Source organism: Hymenobacter seoulensis (genome assembly GCF_054780535.1).
Genome location: NZ_BAAGWD010000001.1, coordinates 1,153,408 through 1,176,224, shown reverse-complemented (window position 1 = coordinate 1,176,224; position 22,817 = coordinate 1,153,408). Strand labels below are relative to the sequence as shown.

18 protein-coding genes and 1 pseudogene are annotated in these 22,817 nt (G+C 56.7%); 13 read left to right on the top strand and 6 right to left on the bottom strand.

The window, feature by feature from the left end; translation table 11 throughout:
* Positions 1–116: 116 nt before the first annotated feature.
* Positions 117–557, bottom strand: coding sequence for a hypothetical protein (locus ACYVHC_RS05040; protein ID WP_460612572.1), 441 nt, complete (start codon positions 555–557; stop codon positions 117–119).
* A 290-nt stretch (positions 558–847) separates the two neighbouring features.
* On the opposite strand from ACYVHC_RS05040, the gene ACYVHC_RS05035 reads away from it, so the two are divergent.
* Positions 848–1,087, top strand: coding sequence for an HNH endonuclease (locus ACYVHC_RS05035; protein ID WP_460612571.1), 240 nt, complete (start codon positions 848–850; stop codon positions 1,085–1,087).
* Between the two features lie 203 nt (positions 1,088–1,290).
* Positions 1,291–2,364, top strand: coding sequence for a DUF6687 family protein (locus ACYVHC_RS05030; RefSeq protein ID WP_460612570.1), 1,074 nt, complete (start codon positions 1,291–1,293; stop codon positions 2,362–2,364).
* 8 nt (positions 2,365–2,372) lie between these two features.
* Here the strand turns inward: ACYVHC_RS05030 and ACYVHC_RS05025 are convergent, their stop codons facing one another.
* Entirely contained in the window at positions 2,373–5,813 is a 3,441-nt protein-coding gene (locus ACYVHC_RS05025; protein WP_460612569.1) for an AAA family ATPase, read from the bottom strand.
* 235 nt (positions 5,814–6,048) lie between these two features.
* Here ACYVHC_RS05025 and ACYVHC_RS05020 point away from each other — a divergent pair, with 235 nt between their 5' ends.
* The 6 genes from ACYVHC_RS05020 (at position 6,049) to ACYVHC_RS04995 (ending at position 13,769) form a co-directional block, all read left to right on the top strand.
* Positions 6,049–7,176: a tetratricopeptide repeat protein gene (locus ACYVHC_RS05020; protein ID WP_460612568.1), complete on the top strand. Its 1,128-nt coding sequence runs from the start codon at positions 6,049–6,051 to the stop codon at positions 7,174–7,176.
* Positions 7,177–7,331: 155 nt separating this feature from the next.
* Positions 7,332–9,617: a GH92 family glycosyl hydrolase gene (locus ACYVHC_RS05015; RefSeq protein WP_460612567.1), complete on the top strand. Its 2,286-nt coding sequence runs from the start codon at positions 7,332–7,334 to the stop codon at positions 9,615–9,617.
* Positions 9,618–9,784: 167 nt separating this feature from the next.
* Positions 9,785–10,276 (top strand): nuclear transport factor 2 family protein, encoded by a 492-nt coding sequence (locus tag ACYVHC_RS05010; protein ID WP_460612566.1) that lies wholly within the window; start codon positions 9,785–9,787, stop codon positions 10,274–10,276.
* Between the two features lie 58 nt (positions 10,277–10,334).
* Positions 10,335–10,733: a hypothetical protein gene (locus ACYVHC_RS05005; RefSeq protein WP_460612565.1), complete on the top strand. Its 399-nt coding sequence runs from the start codon at positions 10,335–10,337 to the stop codon at positions 10,731–10,733.
* A gap of 77 nt (positions 10,734–10,810) precedes the next feature.
* On the top strand, positions 10,811–13,105 hold the full coding sequence (locus tag ACYVHC_RS05000) for a GH92 family glycosyl hydrolase (protein WP_460612564.1): 2,295 nt from the start codon (positions 10,811–10,813) through the stop codon (positions 13,103–13,105).
* A 49-nt stretch (positions 13,106–13,154) separates the two neighbouring features.
* Positions 13,155–13,769 carry a hypothetical protein gene (locus tag ACYVHC_RS04995; protein WP_460612563.1) on the top strand — a complete coding sequence of 205 codons (615 nt, stop codon included), beginning with the start codon at positions 13,155–13,157 and terminating at the stop codon, positions 13,767–13,769.
* A 77-nt stretch (positions 13,770–13,846) separates the two neighbouring features.
* Here the strand turns inward: ACYVHC_RS04995 and ACYVHC_RS04990 are convergent, their stop codons facing one another.
* Positions 13,847–14,083 carry a hypothetical protein gene (locus tag ACYVHC_RS04990; protein WP_460612562.1) on the bottom strand — a complete coding sequence of 79 codons (237 nt, stop codon included), beginning with the start codon at positions 14,081–14,083 and terminating at the stop codon, positions 13,847–13,849.
* 144 nt (positions 14,084–14,227) lie between these two features.
* Here ACYVHC_RS04990 and ACYVHC_RS04985 point away from each other — a divergent pair, with 144 nt between their 5' ends.
* The 4 genes from ACYVHC_RS04985 (at position 14,228) to ACYVHC_RS04970 (ending at position 17,142) form a co-directional block, all read left to right on the top strand.
* Positions 14,228–14,512 (top strand): hypothetical protein, encoded by a 285-nt coding sequence (locus tag ACYVHC_RS04985; RefSeq protein WP_460612561.1) that lies wholly within the window; start codon positions 14,228–14,230, stop codon positions 14,510–14,512.
* A gap of 119 nt (positions 14,513–14,631) precedes the next feature.
* Entirely contained in the window at positions 14,632–15,906 is a 1,275-nt protein-coding gene (locus ACYVHC_RS04980) for a glycoside hydrolase 5 family protein (protein ID WP_460612560.1), read from the top strand.
* 224 nt (positions 15,907–16,130) lie between these two features.
* The gene (locus ACYVHC_RS04975) at positions 16,131–16,634 is read left to right on the top strand and encodes a GNAT family N-acetyltransferase (RefSeq protein ID WP_460612559.1); all 504 of its coding nucleotides are present in this window, start codon (positions 16,131–16,133) and stop codon (positions 16,632–16,634) included.
* The gene (locus ACYVHC_RS04970) at positions 16,627–17,142 is read left to right on the top strand and encodes a GNAT family N-acetyltransferase (RefSeq protein WP_460612558.1); all 516 of its coding nucleotides are present in this window, start codon (positions 16,627–16,629) and stop codon (positions 17,140–17,142) included. The genes ACYVHC_RS04975 and ACYVHC_RS04970 overlap by 8 nt, the downstream gene beginning before the upstream one ends.
* Positions 17,143–17,201: 59 nt before the next feature.
* Here ACYVHC_RS04970 and sbcD read toward each other — a convergent pair whose 3' ends face one another.
* The 3 genes from sbcD to ACYVHC_RS04955 all read right to left on the bottom strand — a co-directional run bounded on the left by sbcD (position 17,202) and on the right by ACYVHC_RS04955 (position 20,366).
* On the bottom strand, positions 17,202–18,434 hold the full coding sequence (sbcD, locus tag ACYVHC_RS04965; protein WP_460612557.1) for an exonuclease subunit SbcD: 1,233 nt from the start codon (positions 18,432–18,434) through the stop codon (positions 17,202–17,204).
* A gap of 95 nt (positions 18,435–18,529) precedes the next feature.
* Positions 18,530–18,871, bottom strand: coding sequence for a DUF6970 domain-containing protein (locus ACYVHC_RS04960; RefSeq protein ID WP_460612556.1), 342 nt, complete (start codon positions 18,869–18,871; stop codon positions 18,530–18,532).
* A 115-nt stretch (positions 18,872–18,986) separates the two neighbouring features.
* Entirely contained in the window at positions 18,987–20,366 is a 1,380-nt protein-coding gene (locus ACYVHC_RS04955; RefSeq protein ID WP_460612555.1) for an MBL fold metallo-hydrolase, read from the bottom strand.
* An 806-nt stretch (positions 20,367–21,172) separates the two neighbouring features.
* On the opposite strand from ACYVHC_RS04955, the pseudogene ACYVHC_RS04950 reads away from it, so the two are divergent.
* Positions 21,173–22,759, top strand: a pseudogene (locus ACYVHC_RS04950) (amino acid permease).
* The last annotated feature ends 58 nt before the right edge of the window (positions 22,760–22,817 follow it).

Sequence of the window (22,817 nt, the reverse complement as noted above, 5' to 3'; positions counted from 1 at the left end):
GTCTTGTGTACGGCGCCTAGGTTTGAAAGTGGCGCAAACAGCGAAATTTGGGCACAAAAAAGCCTGGTGCTGCAACACCAGGCTTTCGATTGTGGGTGAGTGGGTAAAAGGAGGGGTTAGTTCTTGCCCACCAAGGTAACATCATTTGCGACTTCAGAAAAGGTAAAGCGGCCACCAACCACTTTTTTTCCGCTTACTAGGCACTCCCAGGTGTAGCGGCCGGGAAGGGCACGAGCTGCTTCGCCGGTTTCAGTTTTGAAGTAATCGGCTTCGGAAGGCTCCGAGGGAAAAATTACGTCGGCGCCGTTCTGGCCCTTTTCTACCTGCTTCACCAGGATGTATTCTTTCCCGGTGCTTTGGTTGATAACCACAAACTTGGCAGTATAGCCGCCCAGCTGGCCAAACTTATCCAGTACGCCCAGCTTGACGTAGGCATCTGTAGAAACCAGCCACGTTTGGGCCTTGGAGGTAGTAGGGGCAAATACAATCAGCGCCAGTAGCAAACCCGCTACCCGTAAAAAGCGACCGAAAGAAAGTGCAGGAGTAGAAATTTGCATAGGTGTGCAATTAGTAGTGAAAGAAAACCCAGGATTTAAAAAGAAGCGACTACTACATCATTCGCTCGCTCAGTGGAGCGCATGTAGCTGTAGCGCAACCAAATATAGTCCTTATTCAAAATCGACAACAAAATATTGGCATTTATTTTATCATAATTCAAATAGCGAATCCTAGGCCGTTGGATCATGGTTAAGTAAAGAAACTAAACCCAATGCGTAGAAAACCACCCGTACCCCTTCAACCTGCTCCGGCACTGGCTGAATCCCGTTGTGGACTATGTGAGCGGGAAGTGCAACACACGTCTCGCCATCATTTGGTGCCGCGTGAAGAAGGCGGCCGCTTTGGCCCAACGGTAGAGTTATGTCAGCCCTGCCATAGCACAATTCACTTGCTGCTCAGCAACCGCGACCTGGCTCGCCGGTACAACTCAGTGGAGGCCTTGAGAGAAGCCGAGGAACTGCAGAAGTACCTGCACTGGGTGCGGCGCAGCCGAGTTGAGCGCATCAGCAACCGCCGAGTTAAAAGGTAACGGTGAGTTGCTCTCCGCAGGTGAAGGAAGTTGATTAGAAAGCTGGGGTAGCTTAGCATGATGAGCTACTAGTTCATTAGGGCTGTCCGCCTGCGCTTCTTTTAACGTTTCGCTTGCGACCTGCTAGGGCATGAAAGCCTCTGAACCGCAGGTGAGGCATCGGCGCTTACTTTTGTGGGAGCACCTTATTACTTGTTTCAGCTTTGCCCAAGCATTTCGTTCCATTTCAGCACCTGCGCCAGCAGCCAACTATTGTAGTGGATAGCACCGGACTAGGGGCGGCCCTCACGCTGGCGCACTGGCGCGGAGCCGCCACCCCTGAACTGCTGCGAGATGATACCAGCGCCGGTTCCGTATTGCGGGCCTTACACCACCCAGAAACGCCCGGAATGGAGGCCTCGGCCGTTACTGCCAATCATTTTGATATTGACGGTTTTGTGGGCGTGTGGGCGCTGCTGCACCCCGCCCGAGCCCTGGAACACGAGCACCTGTTGCGCTTGGTAGCGACCCTAGGGGATTTCCGGGAAACAAACTGGGCGGACCCAGTTGCTGACCACGCCCTGAAGCTGGTGTGCTGGCTAAATGCCGAAGAGAAAGACAGGTTTTACGTGCCCTTTGGTGCGCCCGCTCAGCGGCGCCGGGAAGACGAAGCATCGGCCGAGAAGTTCGCCTGGTTTCTGCCGCGCTTCGAGCAGGTAGTACTAGCCCCGGAAACAGCTCAAACCGTTTGGGAGCCGGAATATGAGCGCGTGAAAGCGGCGCTGGCCATCCTGCACAGTCCGGCCACCACGGTGCGGCGCTACCCCGAGCTAGGGCTGGTAGTGGTGCAAACCCCGGAGCCGTTGCCGTATTACGCCTTGTTCAGTGCCACCCTCGGAGCCGATATGGTGCTTAGCATCTATAGTGGGCAGCGCTATGAATTTGAGTACAAGTATACCACCTGGATTGACCTGGAAAGCCGCCCCACGCTGCCGCGCCTGCCGCTCGATGCCCTGGCCACCCAACTCAACGACGAGGAACTAACCCCGCGCCGCTGGACCTTCGATGGCATTACCGATACCGGCCCATTGCTGCGCCTGAGCGGCAAGGCTCTCACCAAAGTGCAGCGCTACGCCGACCCCGACCAGCGACCTATCTATGCGTCCTCTATCCCGGCGGAACGGCTGGAGCAACAGGTCGTTGGCTTTTTCCGGACGGGGTATGCTGGCGTTGTGCCGCGCCGCTATTGGAGCTGGGCCGAAATCAGGGCAGTAGGAGAGGGGTTGAGTGCGAGATAGGGGCCAGGCTACAGTTCTTCGCCGAACCCCAGCACGCGCAGAGTGCTAATGCCGCCGGCGCCCTTGCGCACATTAATTTGGGTAGTTACGCGTTCTTTCAGCGCCTCCACGTGCGAGATAATACCGATGGTTTTGCCCGTGCCCTGCAACAGCTCCAGCGCCGAAAGGGCCACATCCAGCGTGTCGGGGTCAAGCGTACCGAAGCCTTCATCAATAAATAAGGTATCAATTTGGGTACGGCGACCCGCTAGCTCCGAAAGGCCCAACGCCAGCGCCAGACTCACCAGAAAGCTTTCCCCACCCGAGAGTGAGTTCATGGAGCGCACGGAGCTAGCCTGATACTCATCCTGAATTAGCAGGTCGAGGTGCTGCTCGGGGTTGCGCATAATGCGGTACCGGTCCGTAAAGCGGTGCAAGTGGCGGTTAGCCAGGTCAACGAGGCGCGCTAGGGTCAGGCCTTGGGCAAACTCACTAAACTTCTTGCCATCAGCCGAGCCGATAAGCTCCGCCAGCTGCCGCCAGCGGCGGGCTTCCTGCTGCTGCTTTTCCAGCTCAGCGGCCAAGGCTGCGTGGCGCTCCTGCCCGGCGCGGTGGCTGCCCAACCGCTCCTGCCGCTGCCCTAGTTGCTGGTTGAATGAAGCTATTTGTTGATTTAAAAAAGTAAGCTGATGATCCAGTGCCTCCAGCGGCTCAGTTGTGAGGGCGCGCGCCTCTTGCTGCGCTAGTTGCTGGGTGGTTTCCTGCTGCACTTGCTCTGTGAGAGCCACTTCCTGCTCGTGGCGGCGCAGTTGGTTTTGCAGGGTTCCCAGCTCGGCATCAGCTAGCAGCAAGGCTGGCAATGCCGCGGGGTCCGGCGAAAGGTTGGCGGCGCTCAGGGCTGCAGTGAGGCTAGTGAAACGCTGCTCGCGGGCCTGCTGCTGCTCGTTGGTATCCTGCTCGTGCTGGCGTAGGCGGGCGGTAGCCACGGTAAGGGCAGTTTCCTGCTGCTGAAACTGCTGCTCGGTGTGCTGCCGGCGCTGCTCAGTGGTGCGCACGGCTTCCTCCAACTGCTGGCGAACCCGCGCTACGTTGGTTTCGGGCAGCAACTGTTGCCGCTGCTGGTGCATGCTCTGAATGCCGTGATGGCGCTCCACTAGCTCCTGCTTGCGCGCCCGAAGCCACACCTGCAGTTCTTCCTTCGCCGCATCCGATTTTTCCGCTTCCACGCTGACGCCGCTTAGCTCTAGCTTGGCGTTATTAAGCTTTTGCTGGTTCTGATCAAACTCCTGAATGCGCACGCGCGCCTGCTCCATCAGGGCCCGACCGTTTTCTTCGGTAAAGCTCAGCCCGAAGCTCTGGGCCTGGCTTTGAATCATGGTGCGGGCCGTGGGTAGCCGGTCTTCGGCATCGGCCAACTCTTTTTCCAACTGATTAACTACCTGCGCATATTCCTGCTGCTGCTGGGCGGCGGCTTCTTGCTGCGTGCGGGCCTGCTGCACCCGCTGCTCGGCGGCAGTGCGCTGCTCCTGTAGCTGCCGCAGCTCCTGCACCAAGGCTTTTACTTCTTCAGCAGCAGCTTTTTCGGCCCCTTCAGGCAGCAGCTGGATAGACTCACCGGAGTCGGTGGGAGGAGCAAGGTCGGGCCCGGTTTGCTCCAGCATCGTGACGTACGTATTGAGGCGGTTGAAGCGGGTGCCCAATGCCCGTACACGCTGGCTAAGCTCTTCTTCCCGCTGCCGGTCGCGCTGAAACGTATCCTCGCTCACACCCAGCACGCCGGCCACATACGGGTGCTCAGTGGCACCGCACACGGGGCAGGGCTGGCCGCTTTCCAGCAGTTGGCGCGTATCAGTATGTGAAAGGATGAGCTGCTGCATATGCAAGCTGCGGCGCAAATCGTCCCAGTGCTGCTGCTCGCGTTCCTGCTCCTGGTGTAAGCTGCTCACATGGTAGTGCAGCCGCCGCAGCCATCCGTCGCGCGAGGTACTGGCGGCCTCGTGCTGGGCGGTGAGGGCAGTGAGTTGCTGACGGGCGGCATCGGCGGTTTGGTGTTGCGAGGCAGCTAGGGCCGCTGCCTGCTGCTGGCGCTGCCGGGCTTCGTGCAGGCGCTGGCGCAACTGCCCCAACTCGGCTTTCAGGTGCTCCCAGTGCTGCAGGTTAGCCGAGAGCTCCGGCAACCCCGCCGACAGCTCACCCACTGTTGCGTTCAACGTAAGCCATTTATCCAGGTCCCGGACCTGCTCCCGTAAGGTGCGGGCACGTGCTCCGGCTTGCTCGGCCGTGGCTTTCAGGCGCTTGCACTGCTCATTTTTTTCCTCGTATTCGGCCTTGCCCTGGATGAGTACGCGTTGGGCCTCGGCTACCTGATGGTCTAGTAGCTCCGCCTCGCGTAGTTTGGGCTCTTGCTTCTCCCGTGTGGTAGTAGCTTGCTCATAAGCTGTGCGAGCCGTGAGGCGGGCTTCATCGGTTGCTGCGCGCTTCTCCTGTAACTGGGGCAGCTGCTGGCGTATTAGGTCCAGCTCCCGCCGCAATCGGGCTAGCTGCTCATCGGTTTGGCGGAGCAGGGCATACTCAGTGGCAAAGGGCGCTGCCTGCTGATGCAGGGCTAAGCGCTGACGCAAGGGGGCTAGGGTTTCGGCCTGAGCGGCAAGCTGGTGCTGGCGCTGCTGCGTAGCGGTTAACTTTTGCCGTAGCTCTTGCAGGCGCAGGTGCCATTGGCGGGCTTCGTGCAGGTGCTCCTGGGCCGCGGTGGCGTCTTTTAGCTGGGTCGTAAGCTGTTGCACTTCTTCCTCCAGAAACGCTACCTCCTCCGGCGTGAGCAACTGTACGCCCGCCAGCCCGGCCCGCAAGTGCTCTACTTGTTGGGTTTCCTGCTTGGCCCGCTCAAACGCCGCCCGCGAGATGTCGGAGTACTTTTTGGTGTCGGTTATTTTTTCCAGCAACTGGGCCCGCTCGCCAGCCGGGGCTTTCAGGAAGCGGGTGAAGTCGCCTTGAGCCAGCAGCACGGAGCGCAAAAACTGCTTGTACTCTAGGCCGCTGAGCTCGGCAATGCGCGTAGGTACTTTTGATTTATAGGTTTCCAGAAACTGCCAGCTTTCCTCACCGTTGTCGGCTACTTTTCGCTCACTTAGCTCCATGCGCGGGTCCTGGAGCTTGCCTTCGGGACGTTTGCGGGCGCGGTACTGGCCCCACTTCGAGCGGTACTGCTGGCCATTCACTTCAAACTCTACCTCTGCCCAACTCTCGCCGGTGCCGTGGCTCATGACGTGCTCGGGGCCGCTGGTTTCATGGCGCGGTACCTGGCCGTAGAGGGCCAGCGTAATGGCATCAAGAATGGTGGTTTTGCCCGCGCCAGTAGGGCCCGTAATGGCAAACAGGCCGGCATCTGCCAGCGGTGTCTGGCTGAAATCAATGGTGTGCTCTCCGCGCAGGGAGTTCAGGTTATAAAATCGGACGCGAAGAATTTTCATGCAGCAGTGGCCTTTCTATACCATTTCCACCTGCAGGGAAATTCCGCGGAATGAAATAGAAAGAAGCATCGTAAGAGAACCTGCAAGTTAAGACGGTTCGCCAGTACTTGCACCCTAGCACGGCGGCCTGAGCGCCAAGTTAAATCGGCCGGAGTATCCTTCCTGCTAGGCTGCTTTCGCAAAGAAAAGCCGGTATCATTGTAGCCTCCGATTACTTGCTATTTCTTGCCTAGTTATGCATCGTATTTTACTTGGATGGTTTCTTTTTATCGGTACGCTGGCGCAGGGGCAAAGTATTGAAAGCCTATACCGCCAGGGCAAGCACGCCGCCATTGTGCGGCAGGCAGCAGTTGCCAAGCAGTTAAGCGGCCCGGAAGCGTATATGGTTGGCCGCTCCTACTTTCAGATTGGGCAAGACGACCTAGCCGTGACCTACCTGGATATGGCACTGGCTAAAGGCTTGACGACTGGGCCGGTATACTTCCAGAAAGGCGTGGCCTTGCGGTTTGGGAAGCGGTACCCCGAAGCACTGCAGGCCTTTGAGGCTGCCATTCAGGCCGAGCCTACCAACACGGAGTATCAGGTAGAGAAAGGCCTAGTATATTATCATGCCGGGCAGTATGAAGTGGCCCTGCGTTATTTTGAGCAGCTGAAAGCACAGCCACATCCGTCGCCGGATGCGTTGTATATGGTGCCGCACCTATTGCATTTGCAGCAGCACTATCCGCTGGCATTAGCAGGATTGTATGCCGCTGCCGCCCTGATACCGCCCACGCACCCGCGCAATCTGGAAACGCTCCTGGATATCGGGAAGCTGGAGTACAGTTTTACCGGCGACTACCGCAAAGCTGCTGCCGCTTATACCCGCGCCCTGCGCCTGTTTCCGGAAGAAGCGCAACTGCCGGGCAAGCTGATGAAGGCGCATAATGCAGCAGGCCAGTACAGCCGCGCCAACAGTGTATTTAAGGAGCTGCAGCGCCTGTATAAACGCAACAAGCTGCCTCAGGCCTCCAAATCCGGCATGGTAGCGGTTGCTGAGTTGCACTGGAACAAGCAAACGCTAACCGTTCATCGGAATCTGAACGAGCCCGATAAGGTGATAGATGTGGCTTACCTGGTCTACCTGCTTACGCCAGATGGAAAGACGGTGGAGCGCAAATTCACCATCGAACGGACGTTACCGCTCAACAACGGACCTAGTTACCTACTGTGTGAAGCTGACCGGGCATCAGGCGCGCACCGTACCTACCCCTATGGGTGGAAGCCGACCGAGTTATCCGTTGGTGCCATCGGCGAAGGGGTACTGCTGGTGCTTGACGGAAAAATGACACCTAGTGCCAGCTCCAATTTCGGGAAGGAATAACTAATCCCTGAGGCTGCTCAGGTAGGTGGCAAGCCCGCTAGCATAGCATCAGAAAGGCGTCTGTAAGCTCCTGCAAGGGTGAAATGCAGCTACGGTTGATTGGCAATGATTCAGTAGCTTGGGCCATTCAAGTTTCAACCGGTAGTAAGCGCGCTATGCTCAGATATTTACAGTCGCTTCTTGTTGGCACGCTACTTCTGTCGGCGTCTGTTGTTCAGGCCCAGTCTGCTAGCCCTGCCGACCTAGTAAACCCGCTGATGGGCACCGATTCCAAGCCCAGCCTATCCAACGGCAACACCTATCCGGCCATTGCGCGGCCCTGGGGCATGAACTGCTGGTTGCCCCAAACGGGCAAAATGGGCAGCGGCTGGGCCTACCAATACTCCGCCGATAAGCTCAAGGGCTTTAAGCAAACGCACCAGCCTTCGCCCTGGATGAATGACTACGGGCAGTTTGCGCTTATGCCCATCACCGGCGCGCTGCATTTTGAGGAAGAGGAGCGGGCTAGCTGGTTTTCGCACAAAGCTGAGGTAGTAACTCCCTATTACTACAGCGTATACCTGGCCGACTACGACATCACCACCGAGCTGACGCCCACTGAGCGCGCCGCCCGTTTCCGCTTCACGTTCCCGAAAACCGACAGCGCCTACGTGGTGCTCGATGCGCTGGATAAGGGCTCCCATGTGCAGGTGCTGCCCCAGCAGCGGCGCATCATTGGCTATACTACCCGCAATAGCGGCGGTGTACCCCAAAATTTCAAAAACTACTTCATCATTGAGTTCGACCACGAGTTCAGCAGCACCACCATTTACCTGGATAAAGTGCTCTACGGGCAGCGGCTAGAAGCTACCGGCGGCCACACCGGGGCCGTGGTAGGCTTTAAAACCCGCAAGGGCGAGCAGGTGCAGGCGCGGGTGGCTTCCTCGTTCATCAGCCTTGAGCAGGCCGAACGTAACCTGCAGGAAATTGGCACCAACGACTTTGAAACCGTAAAGCAGCAAGGCAAAGCGGCCTGGAACGAGCAGCTGGGCCGGGTGCAGGTGGAAGGCGGCACTGATGCCCAGCAGCGCACCTTCTACTCGTGCTTATACCGTTCCCTGCTGTTTCCGCGCAAGTTTTATGAGCTGGATGCCGCCGGTAAGCCCGTGCATTACTCGCCCTACAACGGCCAGGTGCTGCCTGGCTACCTCTACACCGATACGGGCTTCTGGGACACATTCCGGGCCCTATTTCCCTTCCTGAACCTGCTCTACCCCGATGTGAACAGCCAAATTCAGGAGGGCCTCGTGAATACCTATAAGGAAGGCGGCTGGCTGCCCGAGTGGGCCAGCCCCGGCTACCGCGACATTATGGTGGGCAACAACTCGGCCTCGGTGGTGGCCGATGCCTACCTGAAAGGTGTGCGCGGCTACGACATCAACACACTCTACGAAGCCATGCTGAAAGGCGCCAACGCCCAGGGCCCGCTCGAAGCGGTGGGCCGCGCCGGTGCCAGCTATTACAACAAGCTCGGCTACGTGCCCTACGACGTCAAAATCAACGAAAGCGCCGCTCGCACGCTGGAATACGCCTACGATGACTTCGCCATAGCCCAGCTTGGTAAAGCACTAGGTCGGCCTAAAAAGGAAGTGGCACTTTATCAGAAACGCAGCCAGAATTACCGCAGCCTCTTCGATAAGCAAACCCGCCTGATGCGCGGCCGCAACCAAAATGGCACGTTTCAGTCGCCCTTTAACCCTTTCAAGTGGGGCGACGCCTTCACGGAGGGCAACAGCTGGCACTACACGTGGTCGGTTTTCCATGATGTGCAGGGGCTGATGACGCTGATGGGTGGCCCCAAACCCTTCGTGGAAGCCTTGGATACGGTATTCACCCTAGCACCCGTGTTCGATGCCTCATACTATGGCTCCGTGATTCACGAAATCCGGGAGATGCAGATTGCGGGCATGGGCAACTATGCCCACGGCAACCAGCCCATTCAGCACATGGTGTACCTCTACAACTACGCCGGCCAGCCCTGGAAAACCCAATATTGGGCCCGCGAAACCATGAACCGCCTGTATCTGCCGACGCCCGATGGCTACTGCGGCGACGAAGACAACGGCCAAACCTCGGCGTGGTACGTTTTCTCGGCCTTGGGTTTTTACCCCGTGTGCCCCGCCACCGACCAGTATGTGTTAGGTGCCCCGCTCTTCCCGAAAGCCACGCTGCACCTTGCCAACGGAAAGAAGGTAGTACTCAACGCCCCCACCAACAATGCCGCCAACCGTTACGTGCAGGCTGTGCGCCTCAACGGCCAGCCCTACACGCACAACTGGCTAAGCCACCCGACCCTGATGCAGGGCGCAACGGTGGATTTCGACATGGCCGATAAACCAAATATAACCCGCGGCACCAAGCCGGAGGACGCGCCGTACTCGTTTTCTCAAGAGAAGAAGTAGGGATATTCTATCCAACTTAATTGAACATCATTGCTGATTAATTGAACGTCATGCTGAGCGCAGCCGAAGCATCTCTACCGCTTCGTTGAGTCGGGGCTAGGCCTCTTGGTTAGCCATAGGTAGAGATGCTTCGGCTGCGCTCAGCATGACGCCAAAAGAACTGAGGTATGAAAAATTGGTATGTGCTTTTGAGTAGTGTGGTCATGCTGGGAGCCTGCGCCACGGGTAAACCCACCACGCCGGAGGCGGTAGGCGCCTATAAGCCCGTCGATGCGCAGTTGTACCGCACTATTGCTCAGCAGGACAGCTTGATGTTTGTTGCCTTCAATCAGCACGATGTAGAGAAGCTACAAACTTTCTTTGCCGAAGACCTGGAATTCTACCACGACAAAGGCGGCTTGGCCAACTTCGAGCAAACCATGCAGGGCTTCCGGAATATGTTTGCTCAGAATAAAACCACCGGCCTCAACCGCCAGTTGGTGCCCGGCACCCTAGAGGTGTTTCCTATCAACGGTTATGGCGCCGTGGAAACCTACCAGCACCGTTTCTGCCACGTGGAAAACGGCAAAGATGACTGCGGTACTTTCAAAAACATGATGGTGTGGCGCCTAAAAGACGGGCAGTGGAAAGTGACGCGCGTGGTGAGTTATGGGCATTAATAAGTTGGCAGCCGCGCTCTTAATAGATGTAGCGGAATAAATTCAATTTTAGTCGAAAGTGATAAAAGTCGTCATTACCACAATGCTTGCAGCTGATTTACTCAGCTTTTTTCCAAAAGGGTCATTGAAACATCAGAGGAAAAATTGCCAAGATGCATGGCAGTATACTGTTAGTAGCGAGGTGCTAAAAGGCAAGGTTATTTTTCACAAGAATACTGATGATTTGTGCGGGCTAATGCCAACTGCTTCCGTCACTTTAGTGAAAACAACAGTAGGCGATACTATAAGAGTGTTAGAACTATGCAATCTTAATAAGAAATTTACTGCCGGAGAAATGGTGGTGATATATCCAAACGCAACTTTTGAAGCTGTAAACGTTGATGTGCCTGCTGATCCACGAGCCTGTTCGCTCAAGCGAACATGCATTGGAACTATCGACTCTATTTCGAAACGTTGAAGCAGCTAGGAATTAGGTAACGAGAGAAAGCAACTGATTCCTACCTTCCCAGCTTCAACGCTACCCCCAAGAAGCTGATGAACCGCCTTCCCCTCGCCACTCTCTTCCTTACCTCGTTTACTAGCTTCGCTCAGAAGCCAAAGCCTACCCAAAACCTGGTGCAATACGCGCACCCGATAGTGGGCACACAGCGGATGGGGCACACGTTTCCGGGGGCCACGGTGCCATTTGGCATGGTGCAGCTCTCGCCCGATACCGATACCATCAGCTACGAGCTGGATGGCAAGTACAACCCCAAGGTGTACGAGTATTGCGCCGGCTACCAGTATGAGGACAAAACCATCGTCGGGTTTTCGCACACGCACTTCAGTGGCACCGGCCACTCCGACCTCGGCGACTTCCTGATTATGCCCACTACCGGGCCGCTGCAGCTTAACCCCGGTACCGCCGAGAAGCCAGAAAGCGGCTTCCGCTCGCAGTTTGCGCACCAGAACGAGGTAGCAGAACCCGCTTACTATAAGGTAAAACTCGACGACCACAACATTCTGGCTGAGCTGACGGCTACCAACCGAGTGGGCTTTCACCAGTACACCTTCCCGAAAGCCGATGAGGCCCACATCATCCTCGATCTGACGGCCGGCATCTACAACTACCCCGATAAAAACGTCTGGACGTTTGTGCGCGTGGAAAACGACTCGCTAGTGACGGGTTACCGCCAAACGAACGGCTGGGCCCGCACCCGCGTTGAGTATTTCGCGCTGCAGTTTTCCAAGCCCTTCCGGCAGTACGGCGCGCGCAACTACGCCAAAAAGCAGGCCTACCGTGGCTTCTGGGGGCGTTTTGACCAGGCGCATAATTTCCCGGAGCAGGCCGGCGAGCAGCTGCGCATGTACTTCGATTTTCAGACCCAGGCCGGGGAGAAGATCAAGCTGAAAATGGCCTTGTCGTCGGTTAGTACGGAAGGGGCGCTGCGCAACCTGCGGGCCGAACTGCCGAGCTGGGACTTTGAGCAGACGAAGCGCCTAGGGCAGGAGCAGTGGCAGCAGGAGCTAAGTAAAGTGACCATTGAGTCGCCGAAACGGGTAGACAAGGACAACTTCTATACGGCTCTGTACCACGCTTTCCTGAGCCCCACTACCTACCAGGACGTGGACGGGCAGTACCGCGGCCTCGATCAGAATATTCATAAGGCCGAGGGCTTCACCAACTATACCACCTTCTCGCTCTGGGATACCTACCGCGCTTTGCACCCGCTGTTCAACGTGGTGCAGCCCAAGCGCAACGCTGATATGATTCAGTCGATGCTGGCGCACTTTGGGCAGAGTGCGGAGCACATGCTCCCGGTGTGGAGTCACCACGCCAACGAGAACTGGTGCATGATTGGCTACCACGCAGTGCCCGTTATTGCCGATGCCATTGTGAAAGGCAACGCGCCCTTCGATGCCAACAAGGCCCTGGATGCCTGCGTGACCACCGCCCGCCAGCAGTGGTACGATGGCATCGGGGACTACCTGCGCCTAGGCTATGTGCCCGAAGATAAAAGTGGCTCGTCCGTTTCGAAAACCCTGGAATACGCCTACGACGACTGGTGCATTGCCCAGGCCGCTAAAAAACTGGGCCGCCAGGATATTGAGCAGGAGTTCAGCAAGCGCGCCCAGAACTGGCAGAACGTGTACGATCAGCGCATCGGGTTTATGCGTCCGCGCCTTACCGATGGCTCCTTCCGCAAGGAGTTTGATGTGCTGAGCACGCACAACCAGGGCTTTATTGAGGGCAACGCCTGGAACTACAGCCTTTACGTGCCCCAGGACCCTAGTGCGCTCATCGCCAAAATGGGGGGCAATGCGCGCTTCGTGCCCCACCTCGATTCGCTGTTCACCATGCACCTGCCCGACAAGTTCTTCGCCGAAACCGAGGATATCACGCGCGACGGTATCATTGGGAACTACGTGCACGGCAACGAGCCCGCCCACCACGCAGCCTACCTCTACAACTGGACCAACCAGCCCTGGAAAACCCAGGCTCGCGTGCGCATGATTCTGCCCAAGATGTACCGCCCCACGCCCGATGGCCTCGGCGGCAACGACGACTGCGGGCAGATGTCGGCCTGGTATGTTTTCTCGGCCCTGGGCTTTTACCCCGTAGCGCCCGGCTCCCCAGAGTATGCCCTCGGTAGCCCTGCCATTCACGGTGCCACGCTCCGCCTCGAAAACGGCAAAGCCTTCCGCATCACCGTCAAAAACCAGAGCGACAAGAACGTATACGTGAAAGAAGCTCGCTTAAACGGCCAGAAACTGACGCGTCCGTTCCTAAATCATCAGGATATTTTGAAAGGTGGGGAGTTGGTGTTTTTGATGGCAGGAAAGCCCTGATATAAGAATGAATGGGTTCTTAATATTAACATTTAGTAATATCTGAATTATGTCCGCTCTAGAGCTTCCAAGAACAACACGTTTTGCTGAAGAAGATGAGGTACCGCGTGGTTACTGGGATAAGATATCAGCACGTCGAGAAGCACAGTTTATAGAAGGCTTTGTGTTGTCAGAAGTAGAAGATCCCGAGCTCTTGTTTCGCTTCTACGCTGAAGTGAATGTGAATAATTCGCGTTTATGGGAACTCCTGCTGGATTTAGCAGCAATGTTACCCGATGTGTGTGCCTGCCTGTCCTGTCCGTACCAAGGAGAGGTAACGTACGGTGACTACCAGGACAAAGATCTTACACTAGCCATGTTAGGTTCCTTACAAAAGGAGCTAGTCGAGGACTGCCGCCTAGAGTTTGGCCTTATCTATAATGATGAAGAAGCCTTAATTGAAATCTATGTAGCCGAATCGAAGTTTATTAAAGTCTGGGGAGTAGATCGGCAGCATTTCGAGCAGTTAATGAATCAACATAGCATTCCTGAGTTTGAGGAAATGCGCTTTGTGGATGAGTTTCCGAAAGTAGTTGTTCCTTTGACAACGTTAAATGCAGAGGCTAAGTCCACAGAAGAAGTAATCGATTTGTTGACTAATGCCTTTGCTACACCCAGCGACTAGGTGAGTTAAAGACCAAAAGCCCCACCACTAGCCAAAACTGGCCAGAGATGGGGCTTTTAAATAGTAATGTAACTAGCTTACAAATTTGGGTTGAAGCTGGGGACGGAGGCGTTCTTCTTTTTGTTGCGGTTGTAAAGGTACGCAGCACCGGCTGCCAGCAACGCGCCACCTAGCAGCTTGCTGTTTCCGCCGGAGCGAGTGGGAGTATTATATGTTCCGGTGGTAGGGTTAACGGCAGTACGGCCACCAAACAAGCCCGAGAGCAGGCCGCCTAAAGTACCGCTGGGACGGTTGTTAGAACCAAATATGCTCATGATTGACAAGGGAAATGGTGAATGAAGCTATAACGCAGATTGTATCAGCAGGGTTGAGATGATCAGCTGTTCAGCTTCAACGTACAAGTGGCTTGCAGATACTGCTTCATACGCAGTGCTCATCATTTCCTAGGTCTAATTCTCATGCAAACCTCCCCTGACCCCAAACAGCCCAAGCCAGCCGATAACTCGCTGGCCTCGAAGGGTACTACCGATACCCAAAGCGCCGACTCGGACGCAGGCACCAACCTGCCGCGCCCCGAAAGCGCGCCGGCAGTGGCCCCCGATTCCGAAGAGAATACGCCTGCTTCGGAAACCGAAGCGGCCAGCGAAACGCCTACTGATGCTACCGCTTCGGATACTGACCTAGACACGGGCGGCGACTCAGACCCTAGTGCCAGCAACACCGGCCACGACGAACCACTTTAAGCAAAAGACGGGGGTAGAGCAGGTTTAGCGCGACAGAAGGGCTAGCAAAAGGATAGAAAATACCAGTTACTTTGAGTAATTCATTGCTCTTCTGAATTTGTCGCTATCCCTTTCTGCGTATGAAACCCCACCTCGTCCTTTCCCTGCTTGCCCTTACTACTGCCGCCTGCGCACAGTCAGTGCCGGTAAAAGTAGAAGTTAAACAGGCCAACGGCCGCTACGAGCTGCTGCGCGCAGGTAAGCCCTACTTCATTAATGGTGCTGGTGGCGGGCAGTTTCCGGAGCGCATCAAAGCCTACGGCGGCAACTCCATCCGGACCTGGAGCACGGACGGCGCAAGCAAGGTGCTGGCCGATGCCAACCAAAACGGCCTTACCGTGATGATGGGCCTTGACGTAGCCCGGGAGCGGCACGGCTTCGACTATAACAATCCGCAAGCCGTGGCCGAACAGTTGCAACGGCTGCGCGCCGACGTGCTCAAATACAAAGACGACCCCGCTTTGCTGTTTTGGGGCATCGGCAACGAGTTGAACCTGGAGTACACCAACCCCAAGGTGTGGGACGCCGTGCAGCAGATTGCCCAAATGATTCACGAGGTAGACCCCAACCACCCCACCAGCACCGTACTGGCGGGCCTCAACCAAAAGGAAGTCGATTACATTAAGGCCAAGTGCCCGGCCGTGGATATTCTGAGCATTAACACCTACGCCGGGCTGGCAGCTATTCCGGAGCAGGTGCGCTCTACAGGCTGGACGGGCCCGTACGTGGTGGCCGAGTGGGGCCCCACCGGCCACTGGGAAAGCCCCGTTACACCCTGGAAAGCTTCCGTAGAAGAAACCAGCAGCCAGAAAGCCGCCGTGTACCAAAGCCGCTACGAGGCCTCCGTAGCCAAAGACAAAACCCAATGCCTGGGCACCTACGTGTTTCTGTGGGGCCAAAAGCAGGAGCGCACACCAACCTGGTACGGCATTTTCACCGAAGATGGAAAGGAATCAGAGGTGGTAGATGTGATGCAGTACCTCTGGAGCGGCAAGTGGCCCCAGAACCGCGCGCCGCACCTCGCGTCCTTCCTGCTTGATGGCAAAAAAGCCACCGACAACGTGTACCTACAACCCGGCCAGAGCTACCCCGCCGTCGTGAGCGTATCGGACCCCGACAAAGATGCCCTGACGTATCGGTGGGAACTGCTGCCCGAAAGCACCGATCTGAAATCGGGCGGCGACCGGGAAAGCCGCCCCGTGGCCATTAAAGGGTTAATTCCGGCCGGCGCTACCGCTCAAACCAAACTAAAAGCACCTACTAAAGAAGGAGCGTACCGCCTCTTCGTGTACGCCTATGATGGCAAGGATAATGTGGCAACCGCCAATATTCCGTTTTATGTGAAGGGGAAATAGCCAACCGCGCTATGCGCACTACTGAGGAATTGTCTGAAGGCTCAAGCACGTCATGCTGAGCGGAGTCTAAGTATCTCTATCTCGGGCTAATCAATGAACCTAGCAGCCAGCGGAGGAAATGCGTTGCTCTGCTCAGCATGAGGCTCGAAAAGCGTAAAACGGCTTTTTAAACACCGCCTAGCCTATCGGTTCAGTGAAACCTGATTGTATTACCGTCGCGCCCTATGGAGTTCACTCTTCGTGCCTGGACTGAAGCTGACCTGCCCAGCTTGGTTCGTTATGCCGATAACCCCGCTATAGCAAGCTTCATGAACGACCAGTTTCCGCACCCTTACACCGAGGAAACCGGCCGCAACTTCATTGCCATGGCCAGCCAGCCCAGTCCGCTGCATATTTTCGCCATTGACGTTAACGGTCAGGCCGTAGGCGGCATCGGAATTCACCCGAGTAATAACATTGAGCGCAAAAATGCCGAGCTAGGCTATTGGCTGGCTGAGCCATTCTGGGGGCGCGGCATCATCACGGAAGCTGTAAAGCAGATGGTAGAGTATGGCTTCCGCACTTTCGATATCATACGCATCTTCGCGCGGCCCTTCGGGACTAACCTCGCCTCGCAACGCGTGCTGGAAAAGGCTGGTTTTATGTTGGAAGCGCGTTTTGAGAAGACGTTTTTCAAGAACGGCCAGTACCTGGACGAGCTAGTATACGCCGTGCGCCGCCATGAATAACCTGGAAACGCCGCGGCTGCTTTTGCGCGAAATGCGGCTGTCGGATGCCCCGGGCGTCCTAGCCCTCGACTCTGACCCAACTGTACTGCGCTACGTTCCCAATAAAGCTATCAGTACACTAGCTGAAGCCGAGGCTATCATCCGTTACATCCGGCAGCAATACGAGCGCAACGGCATTGGGCGCTGGGCTGTGGTGCACCAGGATACGCAGGAGTTTATCGGCTGGTGCGGCATCAAGCTCGTTAACGATAGTGAAGTGAACGGCCGCTCGAATTACTATGATATTGGCTACCGCTTGCTACCCCGGCACTGGGGGCAAGGCTATGCATCGGAAGCCGCGGCCGCCAGCATGCGCTACGCCCAAAGCGTACTGAAGCTGCCAGAGATAAACGCCACCGTGATGCAGGACAACCTAGCGTCTCGCCGGATTCTGGAGAAGTTAGGTATGCACTTGCAACAGAACTTTACCGAGCCCGATGGAAGCTTGTGGTGCTGGTATGGAATATGAGTTTCTCATGCTAAGCGCAGGCGAGGCATAACAAATATTTTGGCACCAGCGGCTACTTTCTACATACGTTCCAGCAGCTCATCGAAGGTGCGGAGCAGCTCGGCGCGGCTGGTTTCGGGCTCGGCTTCCAGGCGCTGCTCAAACACCTCGCGCTCCGTAAAGTCATGAAGGCTGCGGGTGAGTGGGGTGTCGTCGGTTTCTTCTTGTTCGCCGAGGGCGCGGAGCTTTACTAGCCGGAAGTGGCGGCGGGCCAATACTTCGAGTTGTTGGCGGTCAAGGGCCTGAATGACGTTGAGCAGCGCATCGGCCACTTCCAGTTGGGTAAGCTCAGAATGAATCTGTACATCGGCCCAGGCAGGAAGCAAGTAGCCCGCGTTATCATAGCTCGTGAGGCCTAGCGTCACTTCATCGAGGGTGCCGTGAAACCGCACCAAGCGGCGGGCGCCCGGAACCGGCAGGCTTTGCAACTCGGCAAGTTTGCCGCCCTGGAAATTCAGCAACAGTACTTCCTTGGGGTGGTCGATTTCAGAAAACGACAGCGGGATGGGAGAGCCGGAGTAGCGGATATGCTCACGGCCACCTACCCGTTGGGGGCGGTGCAAGTGCCCCAGGGCCACATAATCGAAGACAGTAGGGAAGTGGTCGGCAGTAATCTGACCCAGGTTGCCCACATGAATTGTGCGTTCCGAATCGGAGGGGGCGGCGCCGGCGGCGTAGAGGTGGCCGGTTGCGAGCACGGGGAGACCTAGGTCTTTGAGCTGCCACACCTGCTCGATGTCGGCGCACCGGGCGTAGTGGTCGGCAATGCCTTGCTTGATGCGGGCTTCGCGTTCTTCGGCTGTTTCGCCGGGCACGGAAAGGCGTACGTCCCGGTCGCGCAGGAAAGGCACGGCGCACACCACCAAGCCAGGTTGGCCGTGGGCGTCATCCAGCACCAGCACTTGGTCCTCGAAGCAGTCGGGCACGCAGCCTACCACGTGCACGCGCAAGTGGCGCAGCAGCCGGGCCGGCGCATTAAGCGTAGCAGGCGAGTCGTGGTTGCCGCCTACCACCACAATATCGCGGCAGCAGGTGCCGCGCATGTTTAGCAGAAAGGAGTAATACAGCTCCAGGGCTTGGTTAGAGGGCGAGCCGGTATCGAAAATGTCGCCGGCCACTACCAGCACTTCCACCTGCTGCTCGCGCACAACCTGAACCAGCCACTCCAGAAAGTGACGGTGCTCCTCGGTTCGTTCGTGGCCTTGTATGAACCGTTGGCCTAGGTGCCAGTCGGCGGTGTGTAGTACGCGCATGACTACGAAGATACTTCATCTGGCGGGCAGAAGAAAGCCCCGGCGGTTTGGGCCAGGGCAGGGGGTAGTAAAACGGTTGGCCAGCAGTACCGCCGCTATTGCTCCCAGATGGTGCGCTTAAACTCGGCTTTCGAGAAAGGCTCGCCATTGATAGTGCTTCCGCCGCTAAAACCGCCTAGGTACCCTAGGGTGTTGCACTGCTCATCGGCTACCTCAAAGCTGGCATCAGCAATGCAGCTGCCCGGGTTGAAAACATACACCGACTTACCCTGAAAGATGTATTCCTTCACGCTCGCGCCTTCTTCACAAGGCGTATCCCGCTCCAGATTGATGGTCTTCTGGCGAATACAGCTCGGGGTGTTTTTAGAAATATCGGTTTCATCGCAGGCCGTAAGCAGGAGGGCGGCGGCCAGAAAGGAGTAGAACGAGGTTTTCATGGAAAAGCAGGAGTACAAGAGCAAGCGCGAAAAGCAAAAATGACCAAGACTGGGTAGCCTTGGTCATTTGAAGAGTCAGAACACGTACGGAAGGTTGCACCCCTAGCAGCAAGGGCTACGCGTGTGCCGACTGAGGCTGAAAAGTAGAAATAGCTTCGCCTAAGTCATAAACGGTGGTGCCCGGAAGGGCGGCTTCCAGAATGCTGGCGCCGGCGGCGGAGCGGTACCCACCGGCACAATGCACTAGCACGGGCTTATCAGCGGGTACCTCGTGGGCCCGTTCGCGCAACTCGGGCAGCGGAATCAGCAGGGCGTTATCAAAGATAGGCTGCTGGGCCTCGGTACGATTGCGAATATCCACGATGGTGAAGTCGTGGGGCTGGTGACGCACATGGTCTACATCCGTAGCAGGGCTAGTAGCAGGTAGCTCGCGGGGCGTGAGTAAGGCACCTTTGATGCCGCCTTCGTAGCCGATTTTGGCCGTTTTCCGGATGATGCTATCCAGCGCGAGCTGCGAATCGGCAATGAGGTAAAACGGCTCCTGTGGGCCTACAATAGAGCCCAGCCACGTCTCAAACTTCCCGCCATCCATCAGGTTGATAGCGCCCGGCAGGTGGCCCGCCCGAAACTCGTTGGCGGGGCGGGTATCTATTATCACTACGCCGGGCTCCAGCGCAGTATCGGAGGCCAGGCGTGGCACGGCCCGTACACTATCCTCAAAGGGCAAGGCGCCCTGCTTGTTCAGCACCACATCGTGCCCGAAGTACTTGGGCATGAACGGCTGATCTTCCAAGAGCACTTTTATAAACTCCTCCTCCGACATGGGCTGCAGAGCATAGTTCGTACGGACTTCCTTGCCGATGGAGCTATCCAGGTCGGTGCTGGTGGTTTTGCCGCAGAGCGAGCCGGGGCCGTGGGCCGGATATACGCGGGTGGCGGCGGGCAGGGTCATCAGCTTTTGGCGGGTGCTGCGGTAGAGCTGCGCTGCCAGCTCCTCGCGGCTGTGGCCACCTACAATATCCGCTTCGCGCAGGTCGGGGCGGCCCACGTCGCCCACAAATAAGGTGTCGCCCGTGAATACAGCGCGGGTTTGGCCTAGCTCATCTATAAGCAGAATACTGATGGAATCAGGAGAGTGGCCAGGGGTGTTAAGGGCGTGCAGCTCCACAACACCCAGGGCGATGCGCTGACCATCGTCAAAAGGCTGGTGCGGATAGCTGGCCTTCACCAGCTTGCTGACATAAATAGTAGCGCCGGTTTCCTGGGCAATTTCCAGGTGGCTGCTCACGAAGTCGGCGTGGGGGTGGGTTTCAATTACGGCGATAACCCGGGCTTCGTGCTCGTCGGCGAAGTCGTAGTAGGGTTGCGGGTCGCGAGCCGGGTCGATGATGGCTACTTGCCGGCCGCTGCGGATGGCGTAGCTCGCGTGGGCCAGGCCTTTGTCGTAGAACTGCTGAATTTGTACCGAACTGGTACTACTGGGCAGAGGACTCATGGGGTGTTGGATGTGGTGGATGCTCCTCAGTAGGCTGAGCTGTTGCCGAGGCGCATATTTTCAAATATAAGCAAGTGTAGTTCCTTTTGCATGGCATCGGGCCTATCTGTGGCAAATTGGCAGTCCGCAGCCACAGGAAGGTGGCTGCAGCATGTCCCATATACTACACTGTTTCAGCACGGCACTGCCTGAGCTGTGAGGTTGCTGCCACAACGGGAGCTAGCAAACTACCGCATCATCCGAGGAAAGAGCTTCAGCGCTAATACAGTAAATGGGTACCTTACTAGCCCCACGTATGCACAAAAGCCCTAGAGATGCTGGGTTTCAGCTTACAGGGGACCTAGTACTTGCAACCAATGAGTTTTTGCCTTGAACTAGCAAGCCTTGCACCGCAGGTGGGGCCGGTAGTGCTTGCAATCATGCTCGGGAGCAGTGCCTTTTTAACAGGGTACGCTGAGTTTTAAGCCTAGTAATGTACTAGGTGATACGCGTACAGTAAGTTATGTGGGTTGGGGGAGTGGCTATGCGTTGGGCAGTAGTTGCAGCGGCTACCAAAATAAAAGGGGCTAGCCGAGCAAGCATCTTTTTCACGTGGCAAGAGTCTTTGGGCGAAGTTACCGTAGCGAGTAGGGGAGGAAGGCAGCGGAGAGTTTACTCCGGCGCCGAAAATCATCCACTCAGGATCCGTTTCAAGTTCAGCTGTCCGGAGAAAGGGCTATATTCGGCCCACGTAGCTGCTTGCAGGCGGCTTTTTTTGCAAATTTCATAATCCCCATCTCACCTTTTCTCTTCTCTCATTAACCTGTATGGCAAATATTTTCGCCAAAAAACCGCTGGCCCAGCTGCTGGGTGAAGCCAACTCCACCGGAGAGGGCTCGCTGAAGCGTACCTTGGGTGCAGGCAACTTAGTGGCGCTGGGCGTCGGGGCCATTATTGGTGCCGGCTTGTTCGTGCGGACGGCTGCGGCGGCAGCTCAGGCCTCGGGCCCGGGCGTAACGCTGGCCTTCATTGTGGCCGCTATTGGCTGCGCTTTCGCGGGCCTGTGCTACGCCGAATTCGCCGCCATGATTCCAATTGCCGGCTCGGCGTACACCTATGCCTACACCACCATGGGTGAGTTTGTAGCCTGGGTAATTGGATGGGCTTTGATTATGGAATATGCCCTAGGGGCCGCTACGGTAAGTATTGCCTGGAGCGAATACCTGAACAAGCTCTTAGAGGCGTTTCATATATCGCCGATATCCTACGAGCTCAGCCACTCACCCTTCGAAAGTGCGGCCGTTGATGGCGTTATGCACAGCGGCATCATCAACCTGCCTGCGCTGCTCATCATCATTGCCCTGTCGTTGCTGCTGATCAAAGGCACGCAGGAGTCGGCCATGTTCAACGCTGTGGTTGTGTTTCTGAAAGTGGCTATCGTGCTGGTGTTCATCGCGGTAGGCTGGCAGTTCATCAACCCTGCTAACCACGAGCCGTATCTGATTCCTGAAAACGCCGAGCCGGTTAAAAACGCGGCGGGCGCAGTAGTACGCGAGTACACGGGCTGGAACAAGCACGGCTGGGGTGGTATTCTGGGTGGCGCGGCCATTGTGTTCTTTGCCTTCATCGGCTTTGATGCAGTAAGCACCGCGGCACAGGAAGCCAAGAACCCGAAGCGCGACATGCCCATCGGTATCCTAGGCTCGCTGGCCGTGTGTACCGTTCTGTATATCCTGTTCGGGCACGTGCTGACGGGCGTTGCCAACTGGCGCGAATTCGCTGACCCTGCGAAGGGCGGCGAGGCTTCGGTAACCTACGCTATTAAGGCGCACATGCCCGGCTATGAGTGATTGGGTACGGCCGTAACCATGGCTATTCTGCTGGGCTTCTCCTCGGTAATTCTGGTAATGCTGATGGGCCAGAGCCGCGTGTTCTTCTCGATGGCGAAGGACGGCCTGATGCCGAAAGCGTTTTCTGAGCTGCACCCCAAGTTCCGCACTCCCTATAAGTCGAACTTGGCGCTGCTGGTATTTGTAGGTGCTTTTGCCGCCTTCGTACCCGGTTCATTGGCCGGCGACCTGACCTCGTTTGGTACGCTGCTGGCCTTCGTGTTGGTATCGGCCGGTGTTTGGATCATGCGCAAGTCTGACCCCGCACAGCCTCGTCCGTTCCGCGCGCCGCTATCTAATCCTTCGTTCCCCTTCGTACCGATTATGGGTATGGTGGTGTGCCTGGGCATGATTGCTGCCCTCGACGAATTCACGCTGAAGGTAGCTATGGGCTGGATGGTGCTCGGCTTTATTGTGTACTTCATCTATGGCAAGCGCAACTCCAAGTTGCAGCAAGGCATTGTGGTAGTGCCCACCGAAATGGAAGAGCAGGCCTTCATTGAGCCCGACCCCAAAAATGCATAATGTAGCCTCAGGCTACTAGGTCAAAGCCCCACTGAAACCTCGGTGGGGCTTTTTCTTT

Bases quoted from the DNA above. Each gene is read 5' to 3' on its own strand.
- ACYVHC_RS05040 (WP_460612572.1), bottom strand. From the start codon at position 557: ATGCAAATTTCTACTCCTGCACTTTCTTTCGGTCGCTTTTTACGGGTA.
- ACYVHC_RS05025 (WP_460612569.1), bottom strand. From the start codon at position 5,813: ATGAAAATTCTTCGCGTCCGATTTTATAACCTGAACTCCCTGCGCGGA.
- ACYVHC_RS05020 (WP_460612568.1), top strand. From the start codon at position 6,049: ATGCATCGTATTTTACTTGGATGGTTTCTTTTTATCGGTACGCTGGCG.
- ACYVHC_RS05015 (WP_460612567.1), top strand. From the start codon at position 7,332: ATGCTCAGATATTTACAGTCGCTTCTTGTTGGCACGCTACTTCTGTCG.
- ACYVHC_RS05010 (WP_460612566.1), top strand. From the start codon at position 9,785: ATGAAAAATTGGTATGTGCTTTTGAGTAGTGTGGTCATGCTGGGAGCC.
- ACYVHC_RS05000 (WP_460612564.1), top strand. From the start codon at position 10,811: ATGAACCGCCTTCCCCTCGCCACTCTCTTCCTTACCTCGTTTACTAGC.
- ACYVHC_RS04995 (WP_460612563.1), top strand. From the start codon at position 13,155: ATGTCCGCTCTAGAGCTTCCAAGAACAACACGTTTTGCTGAAGAAGAT.
- ACYVHC_RS04990 (WP_460612562.1), bottom strand. From the start codon at position 14,083: ATGAGCATATTTGGTTCTAACAACCGTCCCAGCGGTACTTTAGGCGGC.
- ACYVHC_RS04985 (WP_460612561.1), top strand. From the start codon at position 14,228: ATGCAAACCTCCCCTGACCCCAAACAGCCCAAGCCAGCCGATAACTCG.
- ACYVHC_RS04980 (WP_460612560.1), top strand. From the start codon at position 14,632: ATGAAACCCCACCTCGTCCTTTCCCTGCTTGCCCTTACTACTGCCGCC.
- ACYVHC_RS04975 (WP_460612559.1), top strand. From the start codon at position 16,131: ATGGAGTTCACTCTTCGTGCCTGGACTGAAGCTGACCTGCCCAGCTTG.
- ACYVHC_RS04970 (WP_460612558.1), top strand. From the start codon at position 16,627: ATGAATAACCTGGAAACGCCGCGGCTGCTTTTGCGCGAAATGCGGCTG.
- sbcD (WP_460612557.1), bottom strand. From the start codon at position 18,434: ATGCGCGTACTACACACCGCCGACTGGCACCTAGGCCAACGGTTCATA.
- ACYVHC_RS04960 (WP_460612556.1), bottom strand. From the start codon at position 18,871: ATGAAAACCTCGTTCTACTCCTTTCTGGCCGCCGCCCTCCTGCTTACG.
- ACYVHC_RS04955 (WP_460612555.1), bottom strand. From the start codon at position 20,366: ATGAGTCCTCTGCCCAGTAGTACCAGTTCGGTACAAATTCAGCAGTTC.